Source organism: Rhodoblastus acidophilus (assembly GCF_900187365.1).
Lineage (GTDB): Bacteria > Pseudomonadota > Alphaproteobacteria > Rhizobiales > Beijerinckiaceae > Rhodoblastus > Rhodoblastus acidophilus.
On record NZ_FYDG01000001.1, the window covers coordinates 412340 to 435714 of the forward strand.

Sequence of the window (23375 nt, forward strand, 5' to 3'; positions counted from 1 at the left end):
AACCCCGCTTCCGCGCCGACCGCCTTCGACTAGACGGAAGGATCGAACGCCGGCGGCGGCGCCCCCGCGACATCCGCCTCCATCGCAAACAGTCCGCCCCCGTCGCCGGCCTCGTCGCGCGCGCTGGTCACGAACACAGTCGTCCCCCGCGCGCCGCCGAAAGCCGGCATGGTCGGACGCGCGGTCGGAACCGGATAGGAGGCGATGAGATCGCCGTCGGGACTATAGCGATGCACCCGGCCGCCATCGTAAAGCGCGGTCCAGTAGCAGCCCTGCGCATCGACCGCCGCGCCGTCGGGCCGCGCCCGCCCGGTGACCGCCGGATCGAGTTGCACGAACATTCGGCGGTTCGCAACGGCGCCGGTCTCCGGATCGTAATCGTAGCGATCGACCCGATAACGCGGCGTGTCGGCGTGATACAGCGTGCGGCCGTCGGGCGAGAAGGCGAGTCCGTTCGAGGTCAGCAGTCCCTGGGCGATCCGCGTCAGCCCGCGCGCGTCGTAGCGATAGAGGCCCGCGGCGCCGCCCGCCTTGGGTTCGTCCACCGTGCCGGCCAGATAGCGCCCGCGCGGATCGACCCGGCCATCGTTGAACCGACTGGTCGCATGGTCTTCCGGATTGGCCGCCAACAGCCGGAGCTTGCTCCCGTCCCGCCGCAGCAGCCACAGCCCGCTGCGAAGGCCGGCGATCAGCCCGCCGTCCCGAACCGGCGCGACGCAGCCGATCTCCTCATCCACCGCGACCGCCTCATGCGCCCCCGTCTCCGGCGCGAAACGATGAAGGCGCCGCCCCTTGATATCGACAAACAGCAGCGCCTGCGCATCGGCGAGCCAGACCGGGGATTCGCCGAGCTGGCAACGACAATCGAGCGCAAGGGCGAACACGCCGGCCATGGGCGAAGGACTCCGAAGTGGAAACCAAAACCTGACTATAAAGCTCGAACGCGGCCGAAAACAGTGCTAAGACGACCGCATCATCGCCGGAACGCCATGAACCCGATCGAGATCGCCGCCGAAGCCGCCCGCGCCGCCGGGTTCCTTTTGCAACCGGGCCGCGCCCATGTCGCCTCCCAACTGGGGCGCGACATCAAGCTCGCCGAAGACGCCGCCTGCGAAGCGGCCATCCGCGCCGCGCTCTCCGCGCGAAGCCCCTACCCCATTCTCGGCGAAGAAACCGGTTGGGGCGAGACATCGCCGACCGACGGGCCGCATTGGGTGATCGACCCGCTCGACGGCTCGTTCAATTTTTCCCGCGGCATCCCGTTGTTCGCGGTCTCGATCGCGCTGTGCGACGGCCCCCCCGCCGCCCCGCGCGCGCGTTTGGGCGTGATCTACGATCCCTCGCGCGACGAAATGATCGCGGGCGGCGAGGACGCGCCTTTAACCCTCAACGGCGCGCCCTGTTCCGGCCTCGTGGCGGCCAGACGGCAGATCCTCGCCACCGGCTACCCCTCCAAATCCGATCCCGCCGCTGTCACCGCGCGGCTCGGCGCCGCCACGCGCGACTACACCAAAATCCGCATGATCGGCTCAGCCGCCCTGTCGCTGGCCTGGCTGGCGCTGGGCCGGCTCGACGGCTATGAGGAGCAGAACATCATGTGGTGGGACGTCGCCGCCGGCCTGGCGCTGGCCAGAGCCGCAGGCGCCCGCCGCATCGACTGCGCGCCGCGCGACGGCTACGCAATGGACGTCGCCGTGGCGGCGTGAGAGGAACAATAATGAACGCGCAAGCTGCGAAATCCGTCGGCATTGTCGGCTTCGGCAAGATGGGCCAGATCCGCGCCCAGGCGCTGGAGGAGGACGGACGCGCGACCGTTGTGAAAATCTTCGACCCGTTGCCGATTGACGCGCCGAAATATCCGGTCGCGGCCAGCGCGCAGGAAATCATCAACGATCCCGAGATCGGCAGCATTTTCATCTGCGGCGTCAACGACGCCAATATGCCGCTGACGCAAGCCGCCCTGCGCGCCGGCAAGCATGTGTTCTGCGAGAAGCCGCCAGCCTTCAACGCCGCGCAGGTTCGCGAGATCATGGAGGTCGAGCGCGCCTGCGGCAAGGTGTTGATGTACGGCTTCAACCACCGCCACCACGGCGGCGTGCGCAAGATGAAGGACGTGATCGCCAGCGGCGTTTACGGCCGCGTGCTGTGGATGCGCGGCCGCTACGGCAAGAGCGTGGACGAGAACTATCTGCACACCTGGCGCGCCGATTCCGCGCGCGCCGGCGGCGGCATCCTGCTCGACCAGGGCATCCACATGCTCGACCTGTTCCTGCACATGGGCGACGTTCCCTTCGACGAGGTCCACGCCTTCGTCTCCTCGCGCTACTGGAACATTCCAGGCATTGAGGACAACGTGTTCGCCATCATGCGCAACCGCGACACCGGCATCGAAGTGTCGTTCCACTCCACCATGACGCAATGGCGGCACTTGTTCTCGCTGGAGGTGTTTTTGGAGCGCGGCTATCTTGTGCTCAACGGATTGAAAACATCGTCGGGCACGTATGGCGAGGAGCAGCTCTCAATCGCCAAGAACCGCAGCATCGCGCCGGCGGCGTGCTGGGAAAACGAGGAAAAGCTGCATTTCCGGGTGGACACCTCCTGGCGCAGCGAGGCCGAGCATTTTATGGACGCCGTGACGCTCGGCATGCCGGTCACGTATGGCACGTCGGAACAGGCGCTGGAGGTGATGAGCCTGATCGACCGGATTTATGAAAACGATCACCGGATCGGTGATGACCTGCATGAGAAATTGCAGGTGGTGGGGGAATAGCAATGGATGGGCGGCATCGGCGTTCTAAGGCGAACTGCGCCGCACTGATACAATTATTGATCGCTCAGATGCTTCCGGTGATCTTTGGCATCGTCGTATCTGGCTCAATGGCGAGCGCACAGACAGCGAATCCGAACGCCACAACAGATGCACGCCATCTTTTAGCATTTTTGGCCGACTTACCTTTTCGTTCGGATCATCCAATTATCTCAGGCCAGATGCTGGGCTCCATCGAGGGATTTGGCAACGGTCCAGACGACAATATGTCAGCTGGCTACCGAAATTATGTTGAAAAACTGCGCGCACAAACAGGCAAGACCATTGGCGTGGCGGGAGTCAATTTCGGCAGGTTAACGGGTTGCTCAATCGATAACCCTCTTATGTCCGGCCATAAGAGTCCTCTTATGAATTGTGATGGATCTCCACCTGATTATCGAATCGATGTGGACATACTGACCCAACATTGGCGCGCAGGTGGTTTGATTTCTGTAATGTGGCACGCCCCAAATCCATGGACAGGCGGCGGAGCGCACGACGTGAGAATCCTTGGGAATTTTTCCGACCTTTATACGCCGAGAAGCGCTCTTTACGCGACATGGCGCAAAATGCTCGACGACGTTGCTGTTGGTTTGAAGTTACTGCAAGATAACGGTGTGATCGTTTTGTTTCGGCCTCTTCATGAACAGAACGGCAATTGGTTCTGGTGGGGTGACCATGGCGCCAACGCGCACCCCTCAAATGAGGAGTTTGTCACACTCTGGCGCGATATGTTCAATTATTTCACGAATGAAAAACACCTCAACAACCTATTATGGGTATTTAGTCCAAACAGGAATGACTCGCAGCAACAGAACATAATGCGCTTCGCTCCGGGGCCGCAATTCTATGATATTGTTGGTCTCGACTATTATGAAGACGAGCGCGAAAAGCCGGTAGATTTTTCTACCCTCATAGCCGCAGGCAAGCCTATCGCCATCGCCGAGTTCGGACCGCTCGATTCGTTTTCCAGCAACCCCTCCACCACACATCAATACGATTTCCTTAGGATCATTCGATTGAGAGAGAGATTTCCACGCTTTTCTTATTTCATGGCATGGCATGGCACGCATTCTCCGCAAGCAATCATACAAAACAGGAATTGCGAGGAGCTGCTGACAAGAAGCGACGTCCTCTCTGTTGGTAACATAACATGGAAAAAGCATTGAAGCTCGTTTAGCGTTGCAAACGCTTCGTTTGAAACCTATGATCCATTTCTTGCTCAATTGAGCGTGACACCCATTAGTACTCTGGAGGCAAGCAGCGTCGCTTGACATGAGAATGACTGATAATCCCGTCGTCAATTCGGCCGCAACGACTGCAAATTTCTCAGAACAGCAGCGGCGTTTAAATGCCTCAATCCACAAAGCTCACGACCCTTTGCCGCCTTGTCTGGCGGAAGCAAACAAGTTTCGTGGATTCGATAGAAAATTCCGCACCGATGCAATCATCGCGTGGCTGGATCAGGAAGAGGCTGCAAACCCCAGCTTTGACAGGCTTTCGTTTTTGCAAATGCATAGCAGCAGCGCGTCGACTGACCCTGCAGTATTCGTTGCACTAGCTCTGGAATATAAAGCCGCCGGTCTCAAAGAGGAGGCATTGTCGGCAATCAATCGTGCAATGGCTTTGCACCAGACTGATCTTCATTCGCAGAGAGTTTTTATGGACATACGTTTTTGGGCCGATCCATCGGCCCAAAATCCTAAGGAACTTGATGCTTATTTGGCTGAGCATTTTTGTGCGTACCCGTTTGAACATTTCGAGACCGTACCTGATGGTAATATATTTGTTTGCTGTCCTTCTTACTTACCAGTCCCAATTGGTAACCTAAAAAAAGAAACGGCGGAAAGAATCTGGGCAGGCGATGCCGCACAATTGTTGCGGGAATCGATATTGGACGGCTCGTTCCGCTACTGTAGCCGCCTGCATTGCGGAAGAATCTCAAACCGCACACTGAATTTAGCTAAATCTCATTCAGCACATTCGATAAAAATCAAAGGGGGCAAGCAAGAGCCAGAAGAGCAAGATTTAGCACTTCCCAAGGTGCTAGTTTTGTCGCACGATCGCTCTTGCAATCTGGCGTGCCCCTCCTGCCGAAAAGACTTTATCATTGCAAAAAAGGAGGAGCAGACTGCTCTGAATATATTCTTAGAGGAATCAATAATTCCTATTTTGAGCAATGCACGTCTAATAAATATAACCGGCTCGGGCGACCCTTTCGGCAGCAATCATTTTAGGGCACTATTAAAGATTTTGAATCGAGACAAATATCCGCATTTGCAAGTCGACCTGCATACAAATGGCCAACTGTTTGACGAGCGCGCTTGGGCCGAGTTGAGCTTGCATGGAATGGTTCGAAATGTGGAGATATCAATTGACGCCGCTAAGGCCGAGACATATGCGGTTGTCCGGCGAGGAGGAAGTTTCGATCGTTTGCTGCGAAATCTAAAGTTCATATCGAACCTCAGAAAAGCCGGCGAGATCAAGCAGCTTGCCTTTTCATTTGTCGCGCAGGCTTTGAATTTCGAAGAGATGCCGGCATTCGTTCGCATGGCAGAATACTATGGCGTGGATCGTGTTGAATTCAACATGATCCGGAATTGGGGAACTTTTTCCGCGGAAGAGTTTTCTGCGGAATTTATTGGAAGTAAGTTCCACCCACTCTATGAAAGGTTTCTGGAAATATTAGAATCAGAAGAAATGAGCAGAGAAATTGTGTCTCGCGGAAACCTAACTCTTTACCAATAAGAAAAGCGGTTGAGTAGCTCCATTCATTTGCAGGGAGTTACTCAACCCACTTAACACCAGTTCTCAAAACTCTTGCAGGAGACCCCACAGCGAGGCATTGCGCGGGAACGGTGCTTGTTACCGTAGATCGGGCACCAATAATGCTACCCCGGCCCACGGTAGCCCCCTTTAACATCAAAACGTCCTCTGCGATCCACACGCCATCTTCAACAATGATGTCGCCGGGTGGGTTGAGCCGCTCGTTTGTGGCGATATCAATGATCTTGTGAGAGTCGGACGTGCGAAAGCGCACAGACGCAAGCAGACAATCGGCGCCTATCGCGACTTGCGTGTCCCGTTCTGCGAGATTCATCCATATATACGAGTTCGTGCGCGTGCGCGCCCCAATTGTCACCTTGGTATTTGGCGCCGTCAGATGAATCTGACCGCGCAGGGCATTCTGACCAGAAATGAATACTTTCTGGTTCGGGCGCTGAAAATTAATCTCAAAACCATCGAGCCGGCAGTCGGGACCGATAAAAAGCTCACAATTCTCAGACGCAAAGTTGACGACGGCGTTACCCGCTACATCGCCCTGAACTTCACATTTATTTTTGTCGAGGCTTCCGTTGAAAACAATCGGCATCTGCTATTTCCTAAGATAAACTACGCCACCGCATATTCCGCCTTACCCACCAGCATATCCACCACGGCCATCAGCCACATCATGTGGATACATTCCACCACGTTATACGCTTTGGAGTTGAGCCAGAAATCCAGGTCGGACAGGCCGCGCAGCGGGTTTTCGGGCGCCGAGCCGGTGAAGCTCACCACCTTGAGGCCCCGCTCCCGCGCGCATTCCGCCGCCTTCACCACATTCGGCGAGCGGCCCGACACCGAAATCAGCACCAGAACGTCGCCCGGGTCGGCGTAAAACTCCACCGCCTTGGCCAGCGCGTTCTCGAAGCCATAATCGTTGGAAAAACAGGTGAGCAGGTTCGGCTCGTTGAAATCCACCGACCGCACCCGCCCCTGCTTGGTGAAATCCACCGCGCAATGCGAGGCGATCGAGGCGCTGGCGCCGTTGCCGGCGAACATCAGCTTGCGCCCCGCCGCCCGCGTCTCCGCCGCCAGATCGTGAAAGGCGACCAGCTTGGCCACCGGCGTCTCGTCGGCCAGCGCGGTCTTGTAGCGGTGGAAGTAATCGCTCAGCCAGGGCGTCCATGTCATCGAAACAAACCTCTTGCAAGTACGCCGCCGCTCATGGAGCGGCTTCGATCAGAAAGCCGATCAGCCGCAGCGGCGCCGACAGCGGGGCGTCGCCGGCGATGCCGAGGCCGAACTGGGCGAAGCCCGATGCAAAGACGGAGAAATCCGCCGCGAGCGTCACGGTCTGGATGCGCGGGCCGTCGGCGCGCAGCGTGACCTCGGCCTTTTCGTGCTCCAGATGCGCCCGCAGCACGATGTCGCGGGCGTTCTCCGTGCGATCGAGGTCGAGCGCGAGGCGGATGCGGCGCGACTCGCGATGCGGCGCCGCCATTAGCAGCGCGCCGGTTCCCGAGCGCAAGGCCAGGGCGCCGTCGCTCTCCACCGCGAAACCGCTGTGGATCAGCGCCCCCCGGCGGGCGTCGCAGACGATATAGGCGCCGAGTTCGTTCGGCTGACTCTCGATGGCGCGCCAGCGCGCCGCCGCGTCCGGGCGGTCGGCGGCGAGCAGCTCGACCAGCGACGTTTTCAGCGGCGCGTCGCCCGGACAGGCGAGCAGGCCGTGCTGCAGGGCGGTCAGCGCCTCCTCCTTCTGGCCCAGCGCGGTCAGGGCGCGCGCCATCAGGGCGTAACCGGCGGCCAAAGTCGGGCGCTGCGCCGTGACGGCGCCGGCGTAACAGGCGGCGCGCCAATTCTCCTTGCGGGTCAAGGCCACTTCCGCCGCGCGCGAAAAAACGCGCCAGTCGCCGCGCCGCGCCTCGGCGATCTTCTCGACCATCGGCCAGCCAAGATCGCCCTGCCCCGTCCCGGACATGCGCACGCCGAGGCTGAACTGCGCCGCCGCGTCATTGGAATCGGCTTCGAGGCGCGCGATGGGATTCTCCACCTCCTCCAGCGTGTCCTCGGCCGGCGCGGGGGCGGCGACGACCGGCGGCGGCGCGCGCCAGCCCATGGCGTCGTCGAGGGCGGCATAAACCGCTTCGGCCGAAAACCGCCGTTCCGCCGTCGCCAGCGCGCCCTTGTGCAGCCGCGCCCAACTCTCGAAATTGGTGAGCAGTTCGACGCAGCCGGCGACAAACCCGGCGCTGTCCGCCGCGATGCGCGCGAATTCGGGCGCGTCGTCCTCCAGCCCGTCCACGGCGGTCGGCAGGCACACCGCCGGCAGGCCGAGGCAGACGGTCTCGACGGTCTTGATCTTCAGGCCCGTGCCGGCGACGCAGGGGTTGATCGCCACGCTCGCCGCCGCACATTTGGCCAGCATGGCGTCGCGCGGCAGCTCCTTGAAGATTTCGATCCGCTCGTCCTCCGGCCGCCACACCGCGCCAATGCCGCCGCACACCACCAGCTTGGCGTCGGGCACGGCGGCGACGATCTCGCTCCAGCATTCGTCAAAGAACCAGCTCATGCCGGCGACATTCATCGGATTGGCGCTGCCGTGGAAAATCAGCGTGCGCCGGGAGAAGGCGACCTCGGCGACGCGATGCGGCGCCATTTCCTCGGCGGCGTCATATTCGGTCACCACAATCGGGTTCTGGACGCCGATCTCGCGGAAATAATCGGCCTCGCTGCGGGAGATGGCGACGATCACGGCGTCGCGCACGCTGTTGAGGGCGTCGCGCTCCAGTTCCGGCGAGGCGGCGCGGCAGCCGAGGTCGAGCTTCACCCCCGCATGGCTGCGCGGCAGGCGCGACAGCGCGTCATGGGTCAGAACCGCCGTCGGCGGCAGCGGGCGCAGCGCGTTCAATTCGGCGGCGACGCGCATCATGTGGGTGTAGTTGCACACGACGACGTCATAGGCGTGCTGCGCGTAAAGCGTGCGCGCCAGATCGACGGTTTCGTCGCGCACGTTGAAAAACGGGTGATAGGTGTCGGCCTCGAACTGCAAGGCTTCGCCGATCCGCTGGTCCAGGCCTTGCAGGCTTTGCGCCGCCGCGGCGATTTCGCGGCGCTTGGCGGCGGCGGGCGACTTGTCCCATTCGGGATAGCTGGAAACGAAAAACCGCGCGGCCGATCCGAATTCCTCCGCCGTGGCGGCGGCGTCCACCCAGTTCTGCACCAGCACGTCGCAATGATAGCCGAGGCCGATCAGGCGGCGGATCAGATTGCGGGTGACCACCCGGTTGCCCTGATTGGCGGGACAGGGGGCGACCGAGGAAAGCACCAGCGCCCGGCGCTGCGGCGAGATCTGCGGCCGCGAGGCAGGCAGAGCCGCCCCGCGCCGCGCGGCCTCCTGGCCGAGGGTGCGGAACAGCGGATCTTTCGCCGGCAGTTCGCTGTCCGGGAACAGATAGGACGGCGAGGCGCCATCCGGGTAATCGCATTCGTCAGCGACGCAGACGCGGCCGCACGGCTGGATCGTCCGGTCGAGCACGACGCGCAGCGCCGCGCCGTCGGGCGCCGCCGAAAGGACGCGCACGACCTCGTCGCCACATTCCAGCAGGTCGCCGCGCCGGATGTCGTCGGGTCCGGCCACGACCAGCAGGGTGCGGCCGACGGGATCGCCCGCCTTGGGAGCGGCGAGAACGCCGCCCGGCCAGCCTTCGGCGGCGCGGGTCGGGTCGAGCGCGAAGCCGGGGCGCTCGGCCGGCGCGGCCGCCAGCTGGATCGGGTTGGGCGCGCCGTCGCCGAACGGCTTGATCACATCGTCGAGCCAGACGCGGGAATCGCGCTCGTTGCCGTCGATCTCGACGATGACGCGCCATCCGCTGGCGGCGAAGCGCAACCGGGCGCCGACCTCCAGGCCGAGTTCGCGCGCGAGCGCGGTCTTGATCGAAAAGCCGCGCCGGAACCGCTCGTTGTTGACGTTCCACACGCCGCGCCGCCAGCGGCGGTCGCTGAAATCGTGCAGGATGAAGCTGCGCTCGGCGCGCGGGCTCCACAGCGCCTCATGCACGGCGACCTTGGCCGGGTGCTGCGCGCCGCTCGGGGCGAGGAAGCCGTCGAGCTCCGCCAGCACATGATGGTCCTTCGCTTCGACGCGCGTCACGCGCCGGGCGGCGCCATTGGCGAAGCGCAGCACGACGCCGGGCGCGATCCGCTCGGCGGCGCCGCCCTTGCGGATCAGCACGGCGCCGAGCTTTTCGCGCCCGCCCGTCCGCGCGACGCCGCCGCGCCAGTTCGGATCGGTCTGGTTGACCAGTTCGACCTCGCCAATTTTCGGACGCCGCGGCCCTGGCCGCGCGGTCTGGCGCGGCGCCGACGGAGCCGCCGCCGGCGCTTGCGCCTGGGCTTGCGCGACGGCGTTGGCCGCGAACCATGGTTTTGGGGCCGGCGGCCAGCCGGTCATCGCGTCAATGGCGCGGCCCGCCTTGGCGCCGCCCGCGAGGCAAATCAGCAGGGCGCGATCGCGGTCCGGCTCCGGCTTCGCGCTCGTTTCGGCGCGGAATTCGCACAGCGCGGTCGCATAGGCCGGATATTTGGCGGCGATGTCGTTGCGCCGGCCCTCGACGGCGATCTTGCTCCATTGCGCGCCATCGGCGGCGAGATAAAGCGAGGTCGCCTGATCCCGCGCCAGAACCCAGCCGCGCAGCCGGCGCGAATCCTGCTCGACCGCGTTCTCGCTGACGCCCAGCATGATCGGGCGAAGCGGATTGGCCGGCGCGATGCGGTCGACCTGCATTTCAATCAGTTCGCATACAGATCCGTCGGCGTCGAGAACCGACAGCGCGATGCGGCGACCGGCGATCTCCTTCGGCGCCAGCAGGTAGAAGCGGATTTCGCGCAAGCCGTCGCGCGCTTCGCCCGCCGCTTCCCAGGCGACCGGCAGCTTCAGGTCACTTTGGACCACGGTGGCCTCGATGCGGCGCAGGCCCTCCGCCAGCCAGGCGCGACCGGTGATCAGGGCTTCGCCCGCCGTGGTCGCCACCGCCGAAACGATGGTGGGCGGGAACGGCGCCACCGGGGCGTCGCGCCGCACCAGTTGCGGCGGCAGCGGCGGCGTGCGCTGGAACGGGCCGACGGCGACGCGGAAACGCCGCGCCGGCGGCAACGCCACGCGGTCGGCGCTGCGCAGCAGGATATCGCCCAACCGCCACGCGCAATGATGGAAATCGGCGATGCCGAACACGGCGCGCCGCAAAGCCTGGCGGCGCTCCGGCGCGGCCAGCGCGGCGGCCAATGCGGTTTCGAAGCCGGCGAGATCGGCGGTCGGCGCGAAATGCGCGACGGCGCCCACGGTCTCCTTCAGCACCGCAAGGGGAAACGCCACGGATTCGGCGCCGGCGTAGGCCGCCTCGACCGGCGGATAGCCATAGCCTTCGAACCGGCTGGGAAACAGCACCGCCTGGGCCGCCGACAGCAGCCGGAACTTGTGGTTGTCGCTGACGCGGCAGTGAAACGCCGCGCGGGCGTTTTTGGCGCGCGCCATCGTGTCGTCAATCGCCTGACGGAAGTCGTCGGGGAGATCGCGCCCGGACACCAGATGCAGGGTGCGGCCGGCGAGCAGCGCCGGGTCGAGCTTGGTCAGCAGCCCCGCGCCCTTGTGGCCGTCCTGCGGCCGGACGAAAGCCACCAGCGAGCCATCCTTCTCGATGGCGTCGAACCGCCGCGCCGCCACGGAATTGACCGGCGGCTGCCAGACCTCGAAGCGCAGATCGCCCTCGATGCGCTGGTAAAAACCGCGCGCCCAACGGTCGGATTCCCGCGCGGAGGACAGCACCAGCCCGCCGCTGGCGAGCAGGCGGCGCCAATAATCCCACAGGCGGGGATCGCGCGGTTCGGGCGCGAGCGCGTTGAACCAGTCGCCCGATTCGAAATTGACCAGCGCCAGCCGCGCGCCGGAGCGCGCCGCGAAATCCAGGCAGGATTCGTAATAGTCCGGCAGGAAAATGCCGGTGGGGATCACGATCACCCAATCGAACTTTTCATCGGGCAGCCCCGAGGAAAAGTCGCGGGTGAGGTGGACCGTGACCGGCGCCGCGCTCAACGGCTCGAAATCGGCGAAGAACCCCGGCGTGTGGTCGGTGACGAGATGCGCGTCCCAGCCGATGGCCGCCACGGCGAAAGCCAGCATCAGCGCATGATAGCGCCCGCCCGACACATTGCGCGGATCGTTGGTGCCGATCACCGCCACCCGCCGCGCCTCGCCGGGCGCGATCTGCGCCGCGCAGTCGGAAAAAGCGCGCTCGGGCCTTGCGTTCACGTTCATCGGTCGCTCTCCAGGGCGCGGTCGAAATCCTCGCGTTCAAAGATTTCCAGCGCGCCGCCGCGCGTGACATTGTGGATGAAGCCGCCCTCGGCCTCCGCCAGCAGGCGCGCGGCGTAGAACGCCTTGCCGATGTCGCGCAGGCTGGGCGGACACCACGGTTTTCCCGCGCGATAATTGGCGATGAAATGGTTGCCCTCGCCGCGTGCGCAGCGGAAGGCGTCGCCGCCGGCCGGGCCGGGATCGAAACGGAAGGAGAAATCGGCGCCGTAGAAGTTGAACTTGCGCACGCCCATGTACCAGGCGAGCTGCATGGCCACGAACGGCGTCGATCCGCCCGGCGACAGCACCAGACCGGGATCGCGCGAAAACAGCGGCGGAAAGACGGAGGCCTGCCGCAGCCAGATATAATCGCCGACCAGATCCGGCGCCGAATGATGGGCGACGAACACCTGTCCGCCGCTGTCATCGACGATCTGCTGGCCGAAATCCTCGATCATCTGCTTGTCGCCGGTCAGCGTATAGGCGGCGCGCAGCCGGGTCTTGTCATGGGCGAGATGAAAGCGGTTGAAGCAGAACGTCAGCCGTCCCGCGAGCCGGTCGAGATCCTCGATCCGCACCGACGGCCCGTTGCCGATCAGCCAGGCGGTCTCGCCCTTGTGCTTGTCCTTCAGCCGCCGCAGCCGCGCCGATGTCGGCGCCTGCGCGCCGATCCATTCGGCCAGGAAGTTGAACGCCTGCCCGGCGCCCTCAGCGGGGCTGACGCCAACCGACGCCCTCGCGCCGGGAAAACGCGCGCGCAGCAGCGTCACGCCGGCGCTGTCGGAACGGCCGAGCGTCTCGACCTCGGCGTCATCGGGCGAAAAGGCGGCGTCGCCGTCGAGCGACCACGCCTGAGCTTCCAGCCCCTCGCCGCGCTTGTCGAGCGTCAGCAGGCCGGCCTTCTCCTCCACCGGATCGGCGGGCGGCGGGGTGACGTCGACGTCGCGGCCCCAGGCGCGCACAGCGATGCGCGCCTCGGACGGCTCGACATGCGCCGGCAGGATCGCAGTGGCTTCGAGCAGAACACGGCCGGGCGACCGCCGCTTGACCTGAACGAAGGCGTTGGCCATCGGCTCCGCGCCCGTCGCGGCGAAATGCGCGGAAATATTGGTGTGATCCACCGCCGCGCTCCATTCGACGCGCCAGTCGAGCAGGCGGGTGGCGGGATGGTAGAGCGCGGTTTCCTTGACGACTTTCGCGCCGAGATTGCGCGCCAGCGCCCGCGCGGTCGGGCCGCCCTGAACGAGGCCGAGATCGCGCAAGGCCGCGCCGACCTGCTCCAGCAGGGCCTCGTGGCTGTAGCGTTCGCGCGCCAGTTCCCAGCCCGCCAGCCCGATCCGGGCGGCGCGGTCAGGATCTCCGAGCAATTCGGCGATCCGCTCGGGAAACAGCGCCAGGTCCGGCTCGATGACGGCGCTGACGCCATTTTCGGCCTCGATCCCCTCAATGCCAATCGGCGTGGACAGCACGGGTCTCGCGCGCGAAAGGGCTTCGAGAATCTTGAGACGCGTGCCGCCGCCCAAGGTCAGGGCGATCGGCGCGACGGCGGCGGATTCGATATAGGGCAGGACGGAATCGACCTCGCCGACAATATCGACCGAAGGCGAGGAGGCCGCCGCGCGCCGGACGTCGTCGCCGATCCGGCCGACGATGCGCATGCGATGCGCCACTTTCTTCCTGTCGAGTTCGCGGCTGATCTCGAACAGGCGGCGGATGGCGTCCTCGTTGGGGTAATAATTGGCCTGACCGATGAACACCAGATCGCGCGCGCCCTCCGGCGGCGGCGTCGGCGCGCCGAGATCGTAGACGTTGGGGATCAGCCGGATGTTTTCGGGCGCGGCCAGACCGGCCTCGGCGAAACGCGTCGCATCCTCGTGCGAGCAGACCCAGAGCTGCGTCACATGCGGCGCCATCAGCCGCTCCGCCGCGTCGAACGCCTGAGCGGCCAGCGCATTCCACTGGCGCAGGCGTTCGTTCGGTGCATTGGCCGACATCGAGGCGTAGAGCGCGCTGTCGTAATTGTGCGGGCCGGCGACGACGGGCACGCCGAGCGCCCGGACATGCGGTGCCAGAATCGCCAGCGTCGTGTCGCAGAGATAGACGAGATCGGGCCGAATCCGCCGCAATTCCGCCAGCAGCCGTTCGATCCGAGCCGGATTGAGGCCGTGCCGCATCAGGGCGTCCGGCGTCGTCAATTGCGCGGCCAGCGATCCCAGATTGTCTTCCCCGAGCGCCTCCCACAGGCCGGGTGTGGCGATCTTGCCCTCGCTCGCCAGCGCCCGCGCGAAATCCTCGCGGCGATAGCGGCGGCGCGGATAAAAACGGCCCGAGGCCAGCCGGATCATGCCGCGCCAGGCCGGCGGCGGCGCGTCGCCGATGACGATGGGCGTCACATCGGCGAAGGCGCTCATCGCGCGCCACAGATGATGGGCGCGAATCCGGCCGCCGCGATTGATCGGATAGATCGCGTTGGGCGTGAGATAGGCGATCCGGGGCGGCCTGCTCATGCCTCGCCGTTCTCCATCTGCTCGAGATCGACGCCGTAAATGGCGATCCCGAGCAGGCGCGTGTCGCCGCCCTCGGGGCTGGCCGTCCTGATGCAGTCGATATCGACCCGCGTGGTCGAAGTCGCCGGCGCGGCGCCGCGCCGGGGCGTCGCGGTCAGCTTGAGGACGCCGTCGTCGCGTTCGGCGACGACGCCGGTCCATTCGCCGCCATCGACGCAGACCCGCGTTTCGTCGAGCGGCACGCCGTCGAAGGCTTTCATGGCGCGGATGACGACGCGGACCGGCCCGTCAATGCGCGGCAGATAGACGCTGGCGAGCGGATCGGGACCCAGCCAGCGGAACGACCGGCCGCTCGGCAGGTTCTCGTGGTGGTAAAACCCTGTTTGGACGACATTTTCGTCCATATCGACCGAAACCGCGCGCGGCTCGAACACAACCTCGGACTCGACGCCGGCCGCCGCCGCTTCGGGCGTCGCGGCGGGGGCCGCGTCCCCGCCCAACAGCGCCGCCTGAAGAACCGCGAGGCTCGCCTCGATGCGGGCCATGCGCCGCATCAGCCATTGCAGCCCGTCCGGCCCGCTCAGACCGCTGATCTCATCCTGGTAGCTCTCCAGCGCCGCCCGCTCCAGCCGCCGATACAGCAAGGACGAAGCGCCGAAATCGTCGGACAGGTCGAGACGCCGCAAGGACGCCGTCCGCAAAGCTTCAATGATGCTTTTGAAATCGCTGGTGGTCATATGAGTCTCGGAAGCCTTTGTGCGAGGTCGGCGCGAAATTCTCCGGCGCGAAATTTTCAGGCGGTTGACAGGCTGGCGCGTTCGATGGCGAACGCGCCGCCGCCGTCATGAACCGCCCGCGCGATGGTCAGGTCGATCAGGCCGCCATGCGGCGGCAGCAGCCGCGCCAGATTCAATTCGGCGCCGCCGGACAGCGCCAGTCTCTCGACGCACAGCGGCTTGCGGGTGAGGCTTTCGACGATTTCGAACTGCGCCTCGCCCTCGCCCTCCAGCGCCTTCAAACACAGACGCGCCATGCGGCGGCCGCCCGCCTCAATGGAGAACAGCCGCAACGCCTCCGGCTGCGCGGACGCCGCGTCGCTCCGGCGGGGGAAGCGCACCACGGCCGCCCCGCCGCGCGCTTCGGCCGGCTCGATCCGCACGCCCTGCGGGCTGGCGCGGTCCAGCAAAGCCTGCCGAAGGTCGATCGGACGCCGCGACTCGGCGGCGCGCAGCAGCGCGGCGCTCTCGCCGGGATGGCTCTCCGCCCCGCAGATCGACAGAAAAAGTTCGACCTCGGCCATGGACCAGCCGGTCTGCGCCGGATTGTCCACGGCGGCGCCCATCATGGCCGCGCTGCGGCCGGGCCGCGCCGCCGCCAGCGTTCGGGCGGCGGCGGACGCCGAGAACTCCGGCGCGCCGAGAAACCGGCGCATTTCCTCGGCCACAGTCTGCGGCTCGGCGAGCAGGCGGCGTTGCTCGACCGCCAGAACACGCCCCGCATGGCGTTCCGCCAAGTCGCGCGCGGCCCGCTGCGCCCGCGTCCACAGCACGCAATGATCGATGAAGTCGGCGCCCGGGCGGGCGCGCAGCCGGCTGTTGACGAAATCGACGGCGGAGCGCCACACCACCAGCGCGCGCGCCTCCGGCAAGGCGTCGAGCCAGGCCGGCGCCGCCCGCAACTGGGCGATGTCCGGGGCGTCGTCGCCAGCGCACAGCAGGCGGATTTTTCCCGCCGCGGCGGGGAGCGCCTGCGGCGACAGGCCGCGCGCATCGACGCGTTCGGCGCCGCAAGCCGCGACAAGGCTTTGCGCCGTCGCCGACAGGCCGGACCGCGCCGCGCCGAGCAGCAGAATGTCGCTCATGACGCCGCTCCATGCGCGAGGGGGTAGAGCGCCTCCGCGATGGCGAGATCCTCGGCGGTCTTGACCACGTGACCGGCGAGGCGGCCGACGCTGAACAGGCCGATACGGCCCGCATAGGTGGCGCAGCGGCCGGCGCGCGCGGCTTCGAGAAACGTGTCGCGCCGCCAGCCGGTGACCGCCCAGCAGATGCGCCGGATCTGATCGAGCTCCTGGCTGTTGGTCTTGCGTTCGAGCGAGAAATTGACCGGCTCGCCCTTGCAGAAGGCTTCGAGCGGCTCGTCCACCACCGACAGCAGCGCATCGACCTCCTGCGCCTGCATGGCGTGGACGAAATCCTTGAGGCAATCCAGCGTCAGCAGCGGCGCGATGGAATGGACCTGGAACAGCAGGTCGCAGGGATGCGTCTCCAGGAACTCGGCGACGAAATCCTCGCTGGTGGCGACATTGTTGGCGAGCGCCTCGGGGCGGCGATGAAAGCGCGCGCCCTCCCGCTCCGCGATCTCGGCGAAGGCGTCATGCTCGGAATTGACCCAGACCTCGTCAAAAGCCTGGGATTGCAGGCACTTGCGGATGGCGTGGACGATCAGCGGCTCGCCGCGCAGGGGCATGAGGTTTTTCTGCTTCAGCCGCTGGCTGCCCATCCGCGCCGGAATCATCGCCAAGGATTTCACGTTTCTTCTCCTTCGACGCGCGGCCTAGATCGGCCAGTCCGGAATGAAAGCCAGCGCGTCGCGCGCTTCGGACAGGCCCTGAATGGCGGCGCGGCCCATCGCCAGTTGCGCCTCGCGGGCGCTGCCGCCGATATGGGACGTCCCCAAAAACCCCGGCGTGCCGAACAGCGGCGCGGCGGATGGCGGCTCGACCGCGAACACGTCGAGGCACAGCCCCGCCAGCCGTCCGTCGAGCAGCGCCGCGCGCGCCGCTTCTTCGTCGATCAGGCCGCCGCGCGCCGTATTGACCAGCACCGCGCCCGGCCGCATCCGCGCGAGGCGGTCGGCGTCGATCAGGCCGGCGGTGAGCCGCGTCAGCGGCACATGCAGCGACACCACGTCGCTGCGCGCCAGCAATTCGTCGAGGCTGACGAGTTCGACGCCAAGACCCGAAGCCGCCTGCGAGAGATCGCGGATGTCGTGCGCGAGCACGCGCGTGCCGAACGCCCGCAGCAGCCCGGCCAGATCCTGCCCGACCGCGCCAAAGCCCACCAGCCCGACGGTGACGTCGGACAATTGGCGCCCGACATATTGCCGCCAGACGCCGTTGAGAATTTCCGCCTGGCAATGGCCGAGGCCGCGCAGGCCGGCGATCATGAACGACAGCGCGAGTTCCGACACGGAACGGCGATTGACGCCGCCGCGCCAGCCGACCTTGACGCCGCGCCGCGCCGCCGCATGAAGATCGACATTATCGAGGCCGACGCCATATTTGCTGATGATCTTCAGGCGCGGCAGCGCCGAAAACAGCGCCTCGTCGAATTTCTCCAGCGCGACGATGGCGGCGTCGTGCGGCGCAAGGAAGGCGATCAGTTCGTCGCCGGCCAGGGTGCGGCCGCTGTCGTTGAAAACGGCGCCGGGATAGCGCGCCAGCGTTTCCGGACGCAAAATCTCATGCCGCGAAAACGAGCGTGACAAAACCGCCAGACTGCCGATCGACGAAGACTCCATTTTCACCACACCCGCCTCGCGTTGGAGCCGGGCCGACGCGTCCCTGCGCGCCGAAGCGGCTCCCGCTCCTTGTATTCAGGCATTTTTTTCAAGATTTCCTGATTTGTTTCGTTCAAAAGCGTCGGAACCCATCCGCAAACGAACGCCCGTCCCCAGCGCGTCGAAAGACGCGACGACCTCCGCGCCGGGCGGGGCGATCACGTAGCCGGTGCAACTGCCGGTGACGATCACCTGACCGGCGCGCGGCGCGTAGCCGCGCGCGAAGGCGGCGGCGAGAAAGCCGCGCACGGGAGGAAGCGCGCCGCCATCGAGAGCTTCCGCGCTTCCGACCGCCGCTTCGCGTCCGTCGATTGACAACCGAACCGGCGCGCGGGTGAGCGCGGCGGGATCGCCGAGCGGCGCCCCCGGGCCAACCACGAGCGCGCCCGCGGCGCCGAAATCCGCGACCAGCCCCAGGCCGCCATAGGCGCCGAGCGAGGAAAAGCGCGCGCCGGGAATCTCGATCGCGGGATGAACGCTGGCGAACAGCGTCAGGAAATCGGAATCGCTCAAACCCGCATCGTCGGGCCGCGCATCGCGCGCCAGCTTGAAGCCATATTCACATTCGACGCCGCGCAACCCCGCCGCCGCGCCCGTCAGCGTCGCGCCATCGGCGAACACGCGCCGTTCGGGAAGCGGACCGAAAAATGGAGAGTCGAGCCGCAAAACTTCGCGGCCGGCGCGCGTGGTCGCGCCGAGCTTCCAGGCCGCCACGAGACCGAGCGCGCGGCTCGCCTCCTCGCACACGGCTTCCGCTTCGGCGCGACAGGAAAAAACCCTGCCGCTCTCGAGAACGACGGGTTCCAAAGTGTCGAAGGACGCCGCGAGGCGCTGCGATAGATTGTTCATCTTAATCTTGAGCATCAACCTGAAGCTGTGCGTTTTATGACACCGCTTCCCTTTGGTCAACGCTCTCGCCTACGTAACGTCCGCCGAGAACTCAACCGTCTGAATTCCCTACAAGCGCGACGATAACTTTCTGTTTTATTTAAAAAATTAGTCAAATGCACGCCAAGCGGCCAAGGCCGGCGGCGACACGTCACGGCGGCGCGGCGAACACCGCCGTGCTGTTTTGGCGCCCCAATTTTTGCCTTGGATACAAGGAGGTTAGGCGCACAAATTCGCGCCGGGAGACCCGCCCTTGAAAATTTTGGGAAAATGGAGGCGGCGGAACCGCCGCCTCACAACCGATCAGATGTGACGGCCGAGATCGTAGCGGTCAGCCATCATCACCTTGTTCCAGGCCGCCACGAAATCCTGCACGAATTTTTCGGAAGCGTCAGCGCATCCATAGACTTCCGCCAGGGCGCGCAGTTCGGAGTGCGAGCCGAAGATCAGATCGACCCGCGTCGCCGTCCATTTCTGCTGCTTCGTCTGGCGGTCGCGGCCGGCATAGGCGTTCTCGCCGGTCGCCTCCCATTCCACGCTCATGTCGAGCAGGTTAACGAAAAAGTCGTTGGTCAGCCGCCCCGGCCTTTCGGTGAAGACGCCATGCCGCGCGCCGCCGGCGTTGACGTCGAGCACGCGCAAGCCGCCGAGCAGCACCGCCATTTGCGGCCCGGTGAGGGTGAGCAGTTGCGCCCGGTCCACCAAGGCTTCCTCCGGCGCCATCAGCGAGACGCCCGCACGGTAATAATTGCGGAAGCCGTCGGCGGCCGGCTCCAGCGGCGCGAAGCTCACCGGATCCGTCTGCTCCTGCGAGGCGTCCATGCGGCCGGGCGTGAAGGGAACCTCGACCGCGACGCCGGCGTCGCGCGCCGCCTTTTCGACGCCCGCGCATCCAGCGAGAACGATCAGATCGGCCAGCGAGATCTTCTTGCCGCCGCTGGCGGCGCCGTCAAATTCCGCCTTGATGGCCTCAAGTTTCCGCAACACCTCGGCAAGCTGGGGCGGATCGTTCACCTCCCAGTTCTTCTGCGGGTCGAGCCGGATGCGGGCGCCATTGGCGCCGCCGCGCTTGTCGGACCCGCGGAAGGTCGAGGCCGACGCCCAGGCCGTCGAAACCAGTTGCCGGACCGTCAGGCCGGAGTCCAGCACCCGCTGTTTGAGCGCCGCAATGTCCTGCGCCTCGACCAGGGGGTGATCGACCGGCGGGATCGGGTCCTGCCAGATCAGGATTTCCGACGGAACCAGCTTGCCGAGATAACGCGGACGAGGCCCCATATCGCGGTGGGTCAGCTTGAACCAGGCGCGCGCGAAGCCATCCGCGAACTTTTCCGGGTTCTGATGAAAATCGCGCGAGATCTTCTCGTAGGCGGGGTCGAACCGCAGCGCCAGATCGGTGGTCAACATGCGCGGGCGATGTTTTTTGTTGGGATCGTAGGCGTCGGGCACGTCGGCGGGCGCGTCCTTGGCCTCCCATTGCCAGGCGCCGGCCGGGCTTTTGGTCAGCTCCCATTCCCAGTTGAACAGATTGTCGAAGAAGTTCTGGCTCCAGCGCGTCGGCGTCTGGCTCCAGATCACCTCGGGGCCGCCGGTGATGGCGTCGGCGCCGAATCCCGCGCCGTGCTTGCTGCGCCAGCCGAGACCCTGGTCCTCGATCTCGCCGCCTTCCGGCTCCGCGCCGATCAGCGAAGGATCGCCCGCGCCATGGGTCTTGCCGAACGTGTGTCCGCCCGCGATCAAGGCCACCGTCTCCTCGTCGTTCATCGCCATGCGCGCGAAGGTTTCGCGGATGTCCTTGGCGGCGCCGACCGGATCGGGCTTGCCGTTGGGACCTTCGGGATTGACGTAGATCAGGCCCATCTGCACGGCGGCCAGCGGGCCTTGCAGCTGGCGCTCGCCGCTGTAGCGTTCGTCGCCGAGCCATGACCCTTCCGGCCCCCAATACAGCTCCTCCGGCTCCCAGGTGTCGACGCGCCCGCCCGCAAACCCAAAAGTCTTGAAGCCCATGCTCTCCAGCGCGACATTGCCGGTAAGCACGAACAAATCGGCCCAGGACAGTTTTTGTCCGTATTTCCGCTTGATCGGCCAAAGCAACCGGCGCGCCTTGTCGAGATTGGCGTTGTCCGGCCAGGAGTTCAGCGGCGCGAAACGCTGCTGGCCGCCCCCGGCCCCGCCCCGCCCGTCGGCGACGCGATAGGTGCCGGCGCTGTGCCAGGCCATGCGGATGAACAAGCCGCCGTAATGGCCGAAATCCGCCGGCCACCACGGTTGGGAGTCGGTCATCAGCGCGCGCAGGTCGGCGATCACGGCGTCGAGATCGAGCGTCTTGAATTCCTTTGCATAATCAAAGGCCTTGTCCATAGGATTCGAGCGCGGCGAATGCTGATAAAGCATTTGCAAACTCAGGCGGTTGGGCCACCATTCCTTGTTGCCCCGCCCGGCGCGTCCATGCATGGGACAACCGCCCGGATTTTCCGTCGCTACATTCATGGCTTCCTCCATTTGCGCGCGATGGCGGCGGCGACCGCCGGTCTTGTGAGGTCTCGTTTTCTCCTCGCGCGCGCCAGGGGCAATATAAATAATAGCCCAGTCATTCTCAACAGCACACAAGCAAAGCTCACGTATTACATACCTTCTCCGGCGATCACAAAGTTTTGAACGACAGGCTGTGCTTGCGCCATGGCGGCCCGGCGCGGCCAGGGCCATTTCAAGAGAAAACGCGCCGCCAGAGCGCGTTGGGGAGGAAACGATGAACCATAAGGACGGGGCGCCATGAGCGTCGCGAAGGATATTCTCGACCTCGTCAGCGCCGCGCCGGCCGACGGCGAGGCCGTGGCGGTGGCCACCGTGGTCCGGGCCGGCGCGTGCGGAAAGGCGAAGGCGGGCGCGCGAACGGTCATCGCCGCCGATGGCGCGCTTTCGGGCGCCTGGCCGACAGGCGACGCCGGCGCGGTCGCCCGCGCGGCGCGCGAAGCGTTGGGCGACGGCCGCCCCCGCCTGATTTCCCTGCGCTCGGCGCGCGGCATGCAAGTTCTTGTGGAGCCGATGCTGCCGCGTCCCATTGTGGCGGTCGCCGGCGCCTCGCCGGTCGCCATCGCAGTGTGCGAGCTTGCGCGCCGCATGGGATTTTTTGTCGTGGCGGGCGCGCCGGGCGCCGACGCCGCCGCCTTTCCCGAAGCCGACCTCGTGGTGGACGATTTGGCGCCGCTCGCGGAGGCGCGCGGCGACTATCTGGTGGTCGCGACCCAGGGAAAAGGCGACCGCGCGGCGCTCGAAGCCATGCTGCGCCGACCCGCCCGCTATCTCGCTCTGGTCGGCCCGCCGCGCCGCGCCGCCGCCCTCAAGAGCGCGCTCGCCCGCAAGGGATTCGCGCCAGAGGCGCTGGACCGGATTCGCGCGCCGGCCGGGCTGGACATCGACGCGGTCACGCCCGAGGAAATCGCGCTGTCCATTGTCGCGGAAATGGTCGCGCTGCGGCGGCGCGGCCAGCGCGGGTCCGGAACCGTTCCCGAGCGCCGTTCGTTGCCGGACGACAGACAGGAGAGTCCGACATGAACCGACCCATCGTCCTGGCCGCCGCTTGTGCGAGTCTCGTTGGCGGCGTCGCGCCCGCCTCCGCCGGACAGGCCGGCGCCAACTGGATGCCCGCCGATCAGGTGATCGTCAAACTGCGCCAGACCGGCTACACGCAGGTCGATAAAATCGAAGCCGACGACGGACGCTGGGAGGGCGAGGGCGTGAAAAACGGCCAGCGCATGGAGTTCCACGCCGATCCCAGCACCGGCGCGATCCTGACCGAAAGGCCCGACAAGGACTAGAACGTCGCCAGCACGCCAAACGTCAGGGCGCGGCTGTCCTCCAGCACCAGCTCGGCCTCGCTCAAATCGTCCTGGGCGCAATAGGCCGAGCGCACGGCGATCGTCCGCAGCCCCGCCGCCCGGGCGGCGCGCACGCCGTTGCGGGAATCCTCGATGGCGACGCAGGCTTGCGCCGGAAGATCCAATTGGCTCAGGGCGAGCTGATACACATCGGGCGCCGGCTTTTTCTGCGCCACCATGTCGCCCGCCGCCAGCGCGGAAAACCGCCCGCGCCAATTCTCGCCCAAGGCCGACGACAGCAGCGCCTCGATATTGGGCAGGCTGGTGGTGGTGGCGATGGCCAGCAGAATCCCCGCCTGCGTCAAGGCGTCGAGAAGCGACGCCACGCCCGGCCGCAGCAAAATTTCGCCGCTCTCGGCCATGGCGGTGTAGGCGGCGGTCTTGGCCTTGTGCAGCGCTGCGATCTGCTCCGCCGTCAGCCGGGGGCCGCCCGAGATTTCCAGAAAATGCGCGATGCGCTCCTTGCCGCCGGTCACTTTGAGCAGGCGGCGATACAAATCCTCGTCCCAACGCCAGTCCAGCCCGGCTTCGGCGAAGGCGCGGTTGAAGGCGATCCGGTGGACCTCCTCGGTTTCGGCCAGGGTTCCATCGACATCGAAAATCACGGCTTTGATCATGGC

The 23375-nt window shown here is 65.5% G+C and carries 18 protein-coding genes; 6 read left to right on the forward strand and 12 right to left on the reverse strand.

Annotated features, from left to right (window positions below; translation table 11 throughout):
* Positions 1-29: 29 nt before the first annotated feature.
* Positions 30-893: an SMP-30/gluconolactonase/LRE family protein gene (locus CFB24_RS01720; RefSeq protein WP_088518837.1), complete on the reverse strand. Its 864-nt coding sequence runs from the start codon at positions 891-893 to the stop codon at positions 30-32.
* Positions 894-989: 96 nt separating this feature from the next.
* On the opposite strand from CFB24_RS01720, the gene CFB24_RS01725 reads away from it, so the two are divergent.
* From CFB24_RS01725 to CFB24_RS01740, 4 genes are all read left to right on the forward strand, one after another.
* The gene (locus tag CFB24_RS01725; protein ID WP_088518838.1) at positions 990-1706 is read left to right on the forward strand and encodes an inositol monophosphatase family protein; all 717 of its coding nucleotides are present in this window, start codon (positions 990-992) and stop codon (positions 1704-1706) included.
* Positions 1707-1717: 11 nt separating this feature from the next.
* Complete coding sequence (locus CFB24_RS01730) at positions 1718-2770, forward strand: Gfo/Idh/MocA family protein (RefSeq protein ID WP_088518839.1); 1053 nt, start codon at positions 1718-1720, stop codon at positions 2768-2770.
* Positions 2771-2838: 68 nt separating this feature from the next.
* Positions 2839-3975, forward strand: coding sequence for a glycoside hydrolase family 26 protein (locus tag CFB24_RS01735; protein ID WP_170133765.1), 1137 nt, complete (start codon positions 2839-2841; stop codon positions 3973-3975).
* Positions 3976-4087: 112 nt separating this feature from the next.
* Positions 4088-5554 carry a radical SAM protein gene (locus tag CFB24_RS01740; RefSeq protein WP_158255278.1) on the forward strand — a complete coding sequence of 489 codons (1467 nt, stop codon included), beginning with the start codon at positions 4088-4090 and terminating at the stop codon, positions 5552-5554.
* A 37-nt stretch (positions 5555-5591) separates the two neighbouring features.
* Here the strand turns inward: CFB24_RS01740 and CFB24_RS01745 are convergent, their stop codons facing one another.
* The 10 genes from CFB24_RS01745 to katG form a co-directional block, all read right to left on the reverse strand.
* Positions 5592-6179 (reverse strand): acyltransferase, encoded by a 588-nt coding sequence (locus CFB24_RS01745; protein WP_088518842.1) that lies wholly within the window; start codon positions 6177-6179, stop codon positions 5592-5594.
* A gap of 20 nt (positions 6180-6199) precedes the next feature.
* A complete protein-coding gene (locus CFB24_RS01750) occupies positions 6200-6763 on the reverse strand; it encodes a D-sedoheptulose-7-phosphate isomerase (RefSeq protein WP_088518843.1) in 564 nt (187 codons plus the stop codon).
* A 31-nt stretch (positions 6764-6794) separates the two neighbouring features.
* Entirely contained in the window at positions 6795-11885 is a 5091-nt protein-coding gene (locus tag CFB24_RS01755; protein WP_088518844.1) for a glycosyltransferase, read from the reverse strand.
* Positions 11882-14431, reverse strand: coding sequence for a glycosyltransferase (locus CFB24_RS01760; protein WP_111390722.1), 2550 nt, complete (start codon positions 14429-14431; stop codon positions 11882-11884). The genes CFB24_RS01755 and CFB24_RS01760 overlap by 4 nt, the downstream gene beginning before the upstream one ends.
* Complete coding sequence (locus tag CFB24_RS22960) at positions 14428-15168, reverse strand: hypothetical protein (RefSeq protein WP_158255279.1); 741 nt, start codon at positions 15166-15168, stop codon at positions 14428-14430. The genes CFB24_RS01760 and CFB24_RS22960 overlap by 4 nt, the downstream gene beginning before the upstream one ends.
* A 56-nt stretch (positions 15169-15224) precedes the next feature.
* Positions 15225-16292: a hypothetical protein gene (locus CFB24_RS01765; protein WP_088518846.1), complete on the reverse strand. Its 1068-nt coding sequence runs from the start codon at positions 16290-16292 to the stop codon at positions 15225-15227.
* On the reverse strand, positions 16289-16963 hold the full coding sequence (locus CFB24_RS01770; protein WP_206605490.1) for an acylneuraminate cytidylyltransferase family protein: 675 nt from the start codon (positions 16961-16963) through the stop codon (positions 16289-16291). The genes CFB24_RS01765 and CFB24_RS01770 overlap by 4 nt, the downstream gene beginning before the upstream one ends.
* Before the next feature lie 24 nt (positions 16964-16987).
* Entirely contained in the window at positions 16988-17953 is a 966-nt protein-coding gene (locus CFB24_RS01775) for a phosphoglycerate dehydrogenase (protein ID WP_088518847.1), read from the reverse strand.
* Positions 17954-18028: 75 nt separating this feature from the next.
* Positions 18029-18841 carry a 2-keto-4-pentenoate hydratase gene (locus CFB24_RS01780; protein WP_141098316.1) on the reverse strand — a complete coding sequence of 271 codons (813 nt, stop codon included), beginning with the start codon at positions 18839-18841 and terminating at the stop codon, positions 18029-18031.
* Positions 18842-19183: 342 nt separating this feature from the next.
* On the reverse strand, positions 19184-21367 hold the full coding sequence (gene katG / locus CFB24_RS01785; RefSeq protein ID WP_088519480.1) for a catalase/peroxidase HPI: 2184 nt from the start codon (positions 21365-21367) through the stop codon (positions 19184-19186).
* Positions 21368-21649: 282 nt separating this feature from the next.
* Between katG and CFB24_RS01790 the strand changes: the two genes are divergently transcribed.
* On the forward strand, positions 21650-22432 hold the full coding sequence (locus tag CFB24_RS01790) for an XdhC family protein (protein WP_088518849.1): 783 nt from the start codon (positions 21650-21652) through the stop codon (positions 22430-22432).
* Entirely contained in the window at positions 22429-22695 is a 267-nt protein-coding gene (locus CFB24_RS01795) for a PepSY domain-containing protein (RefSeq protein WP_088518850.1), read from the forward strand. Before CFB24_RS01790 ends, CFB24_RS01795 begins: the two co-directional genes overlap by 4 nt.
* On the opposite strand, the gene CFB24_RS01800 is transcribed toward CFB24_RS01795, so the two are convergent.
* Positions 22692-23372, reverse strand: a complete 681-nt coding sequence (locus tag CFB24_RS01800) for an HAD-IA family hydrolase (protein ID WP_088518851.1) — start codon at positions 23370-23372, stop codon at positions 22692-22694. The two genes, CFB24_RS01795 and CFB24_RS01800, sit on opposite strands and share 4 nt — an antisense overlap.
* Positions 23373-23375 lie beyond the last annotated feature (3 nt).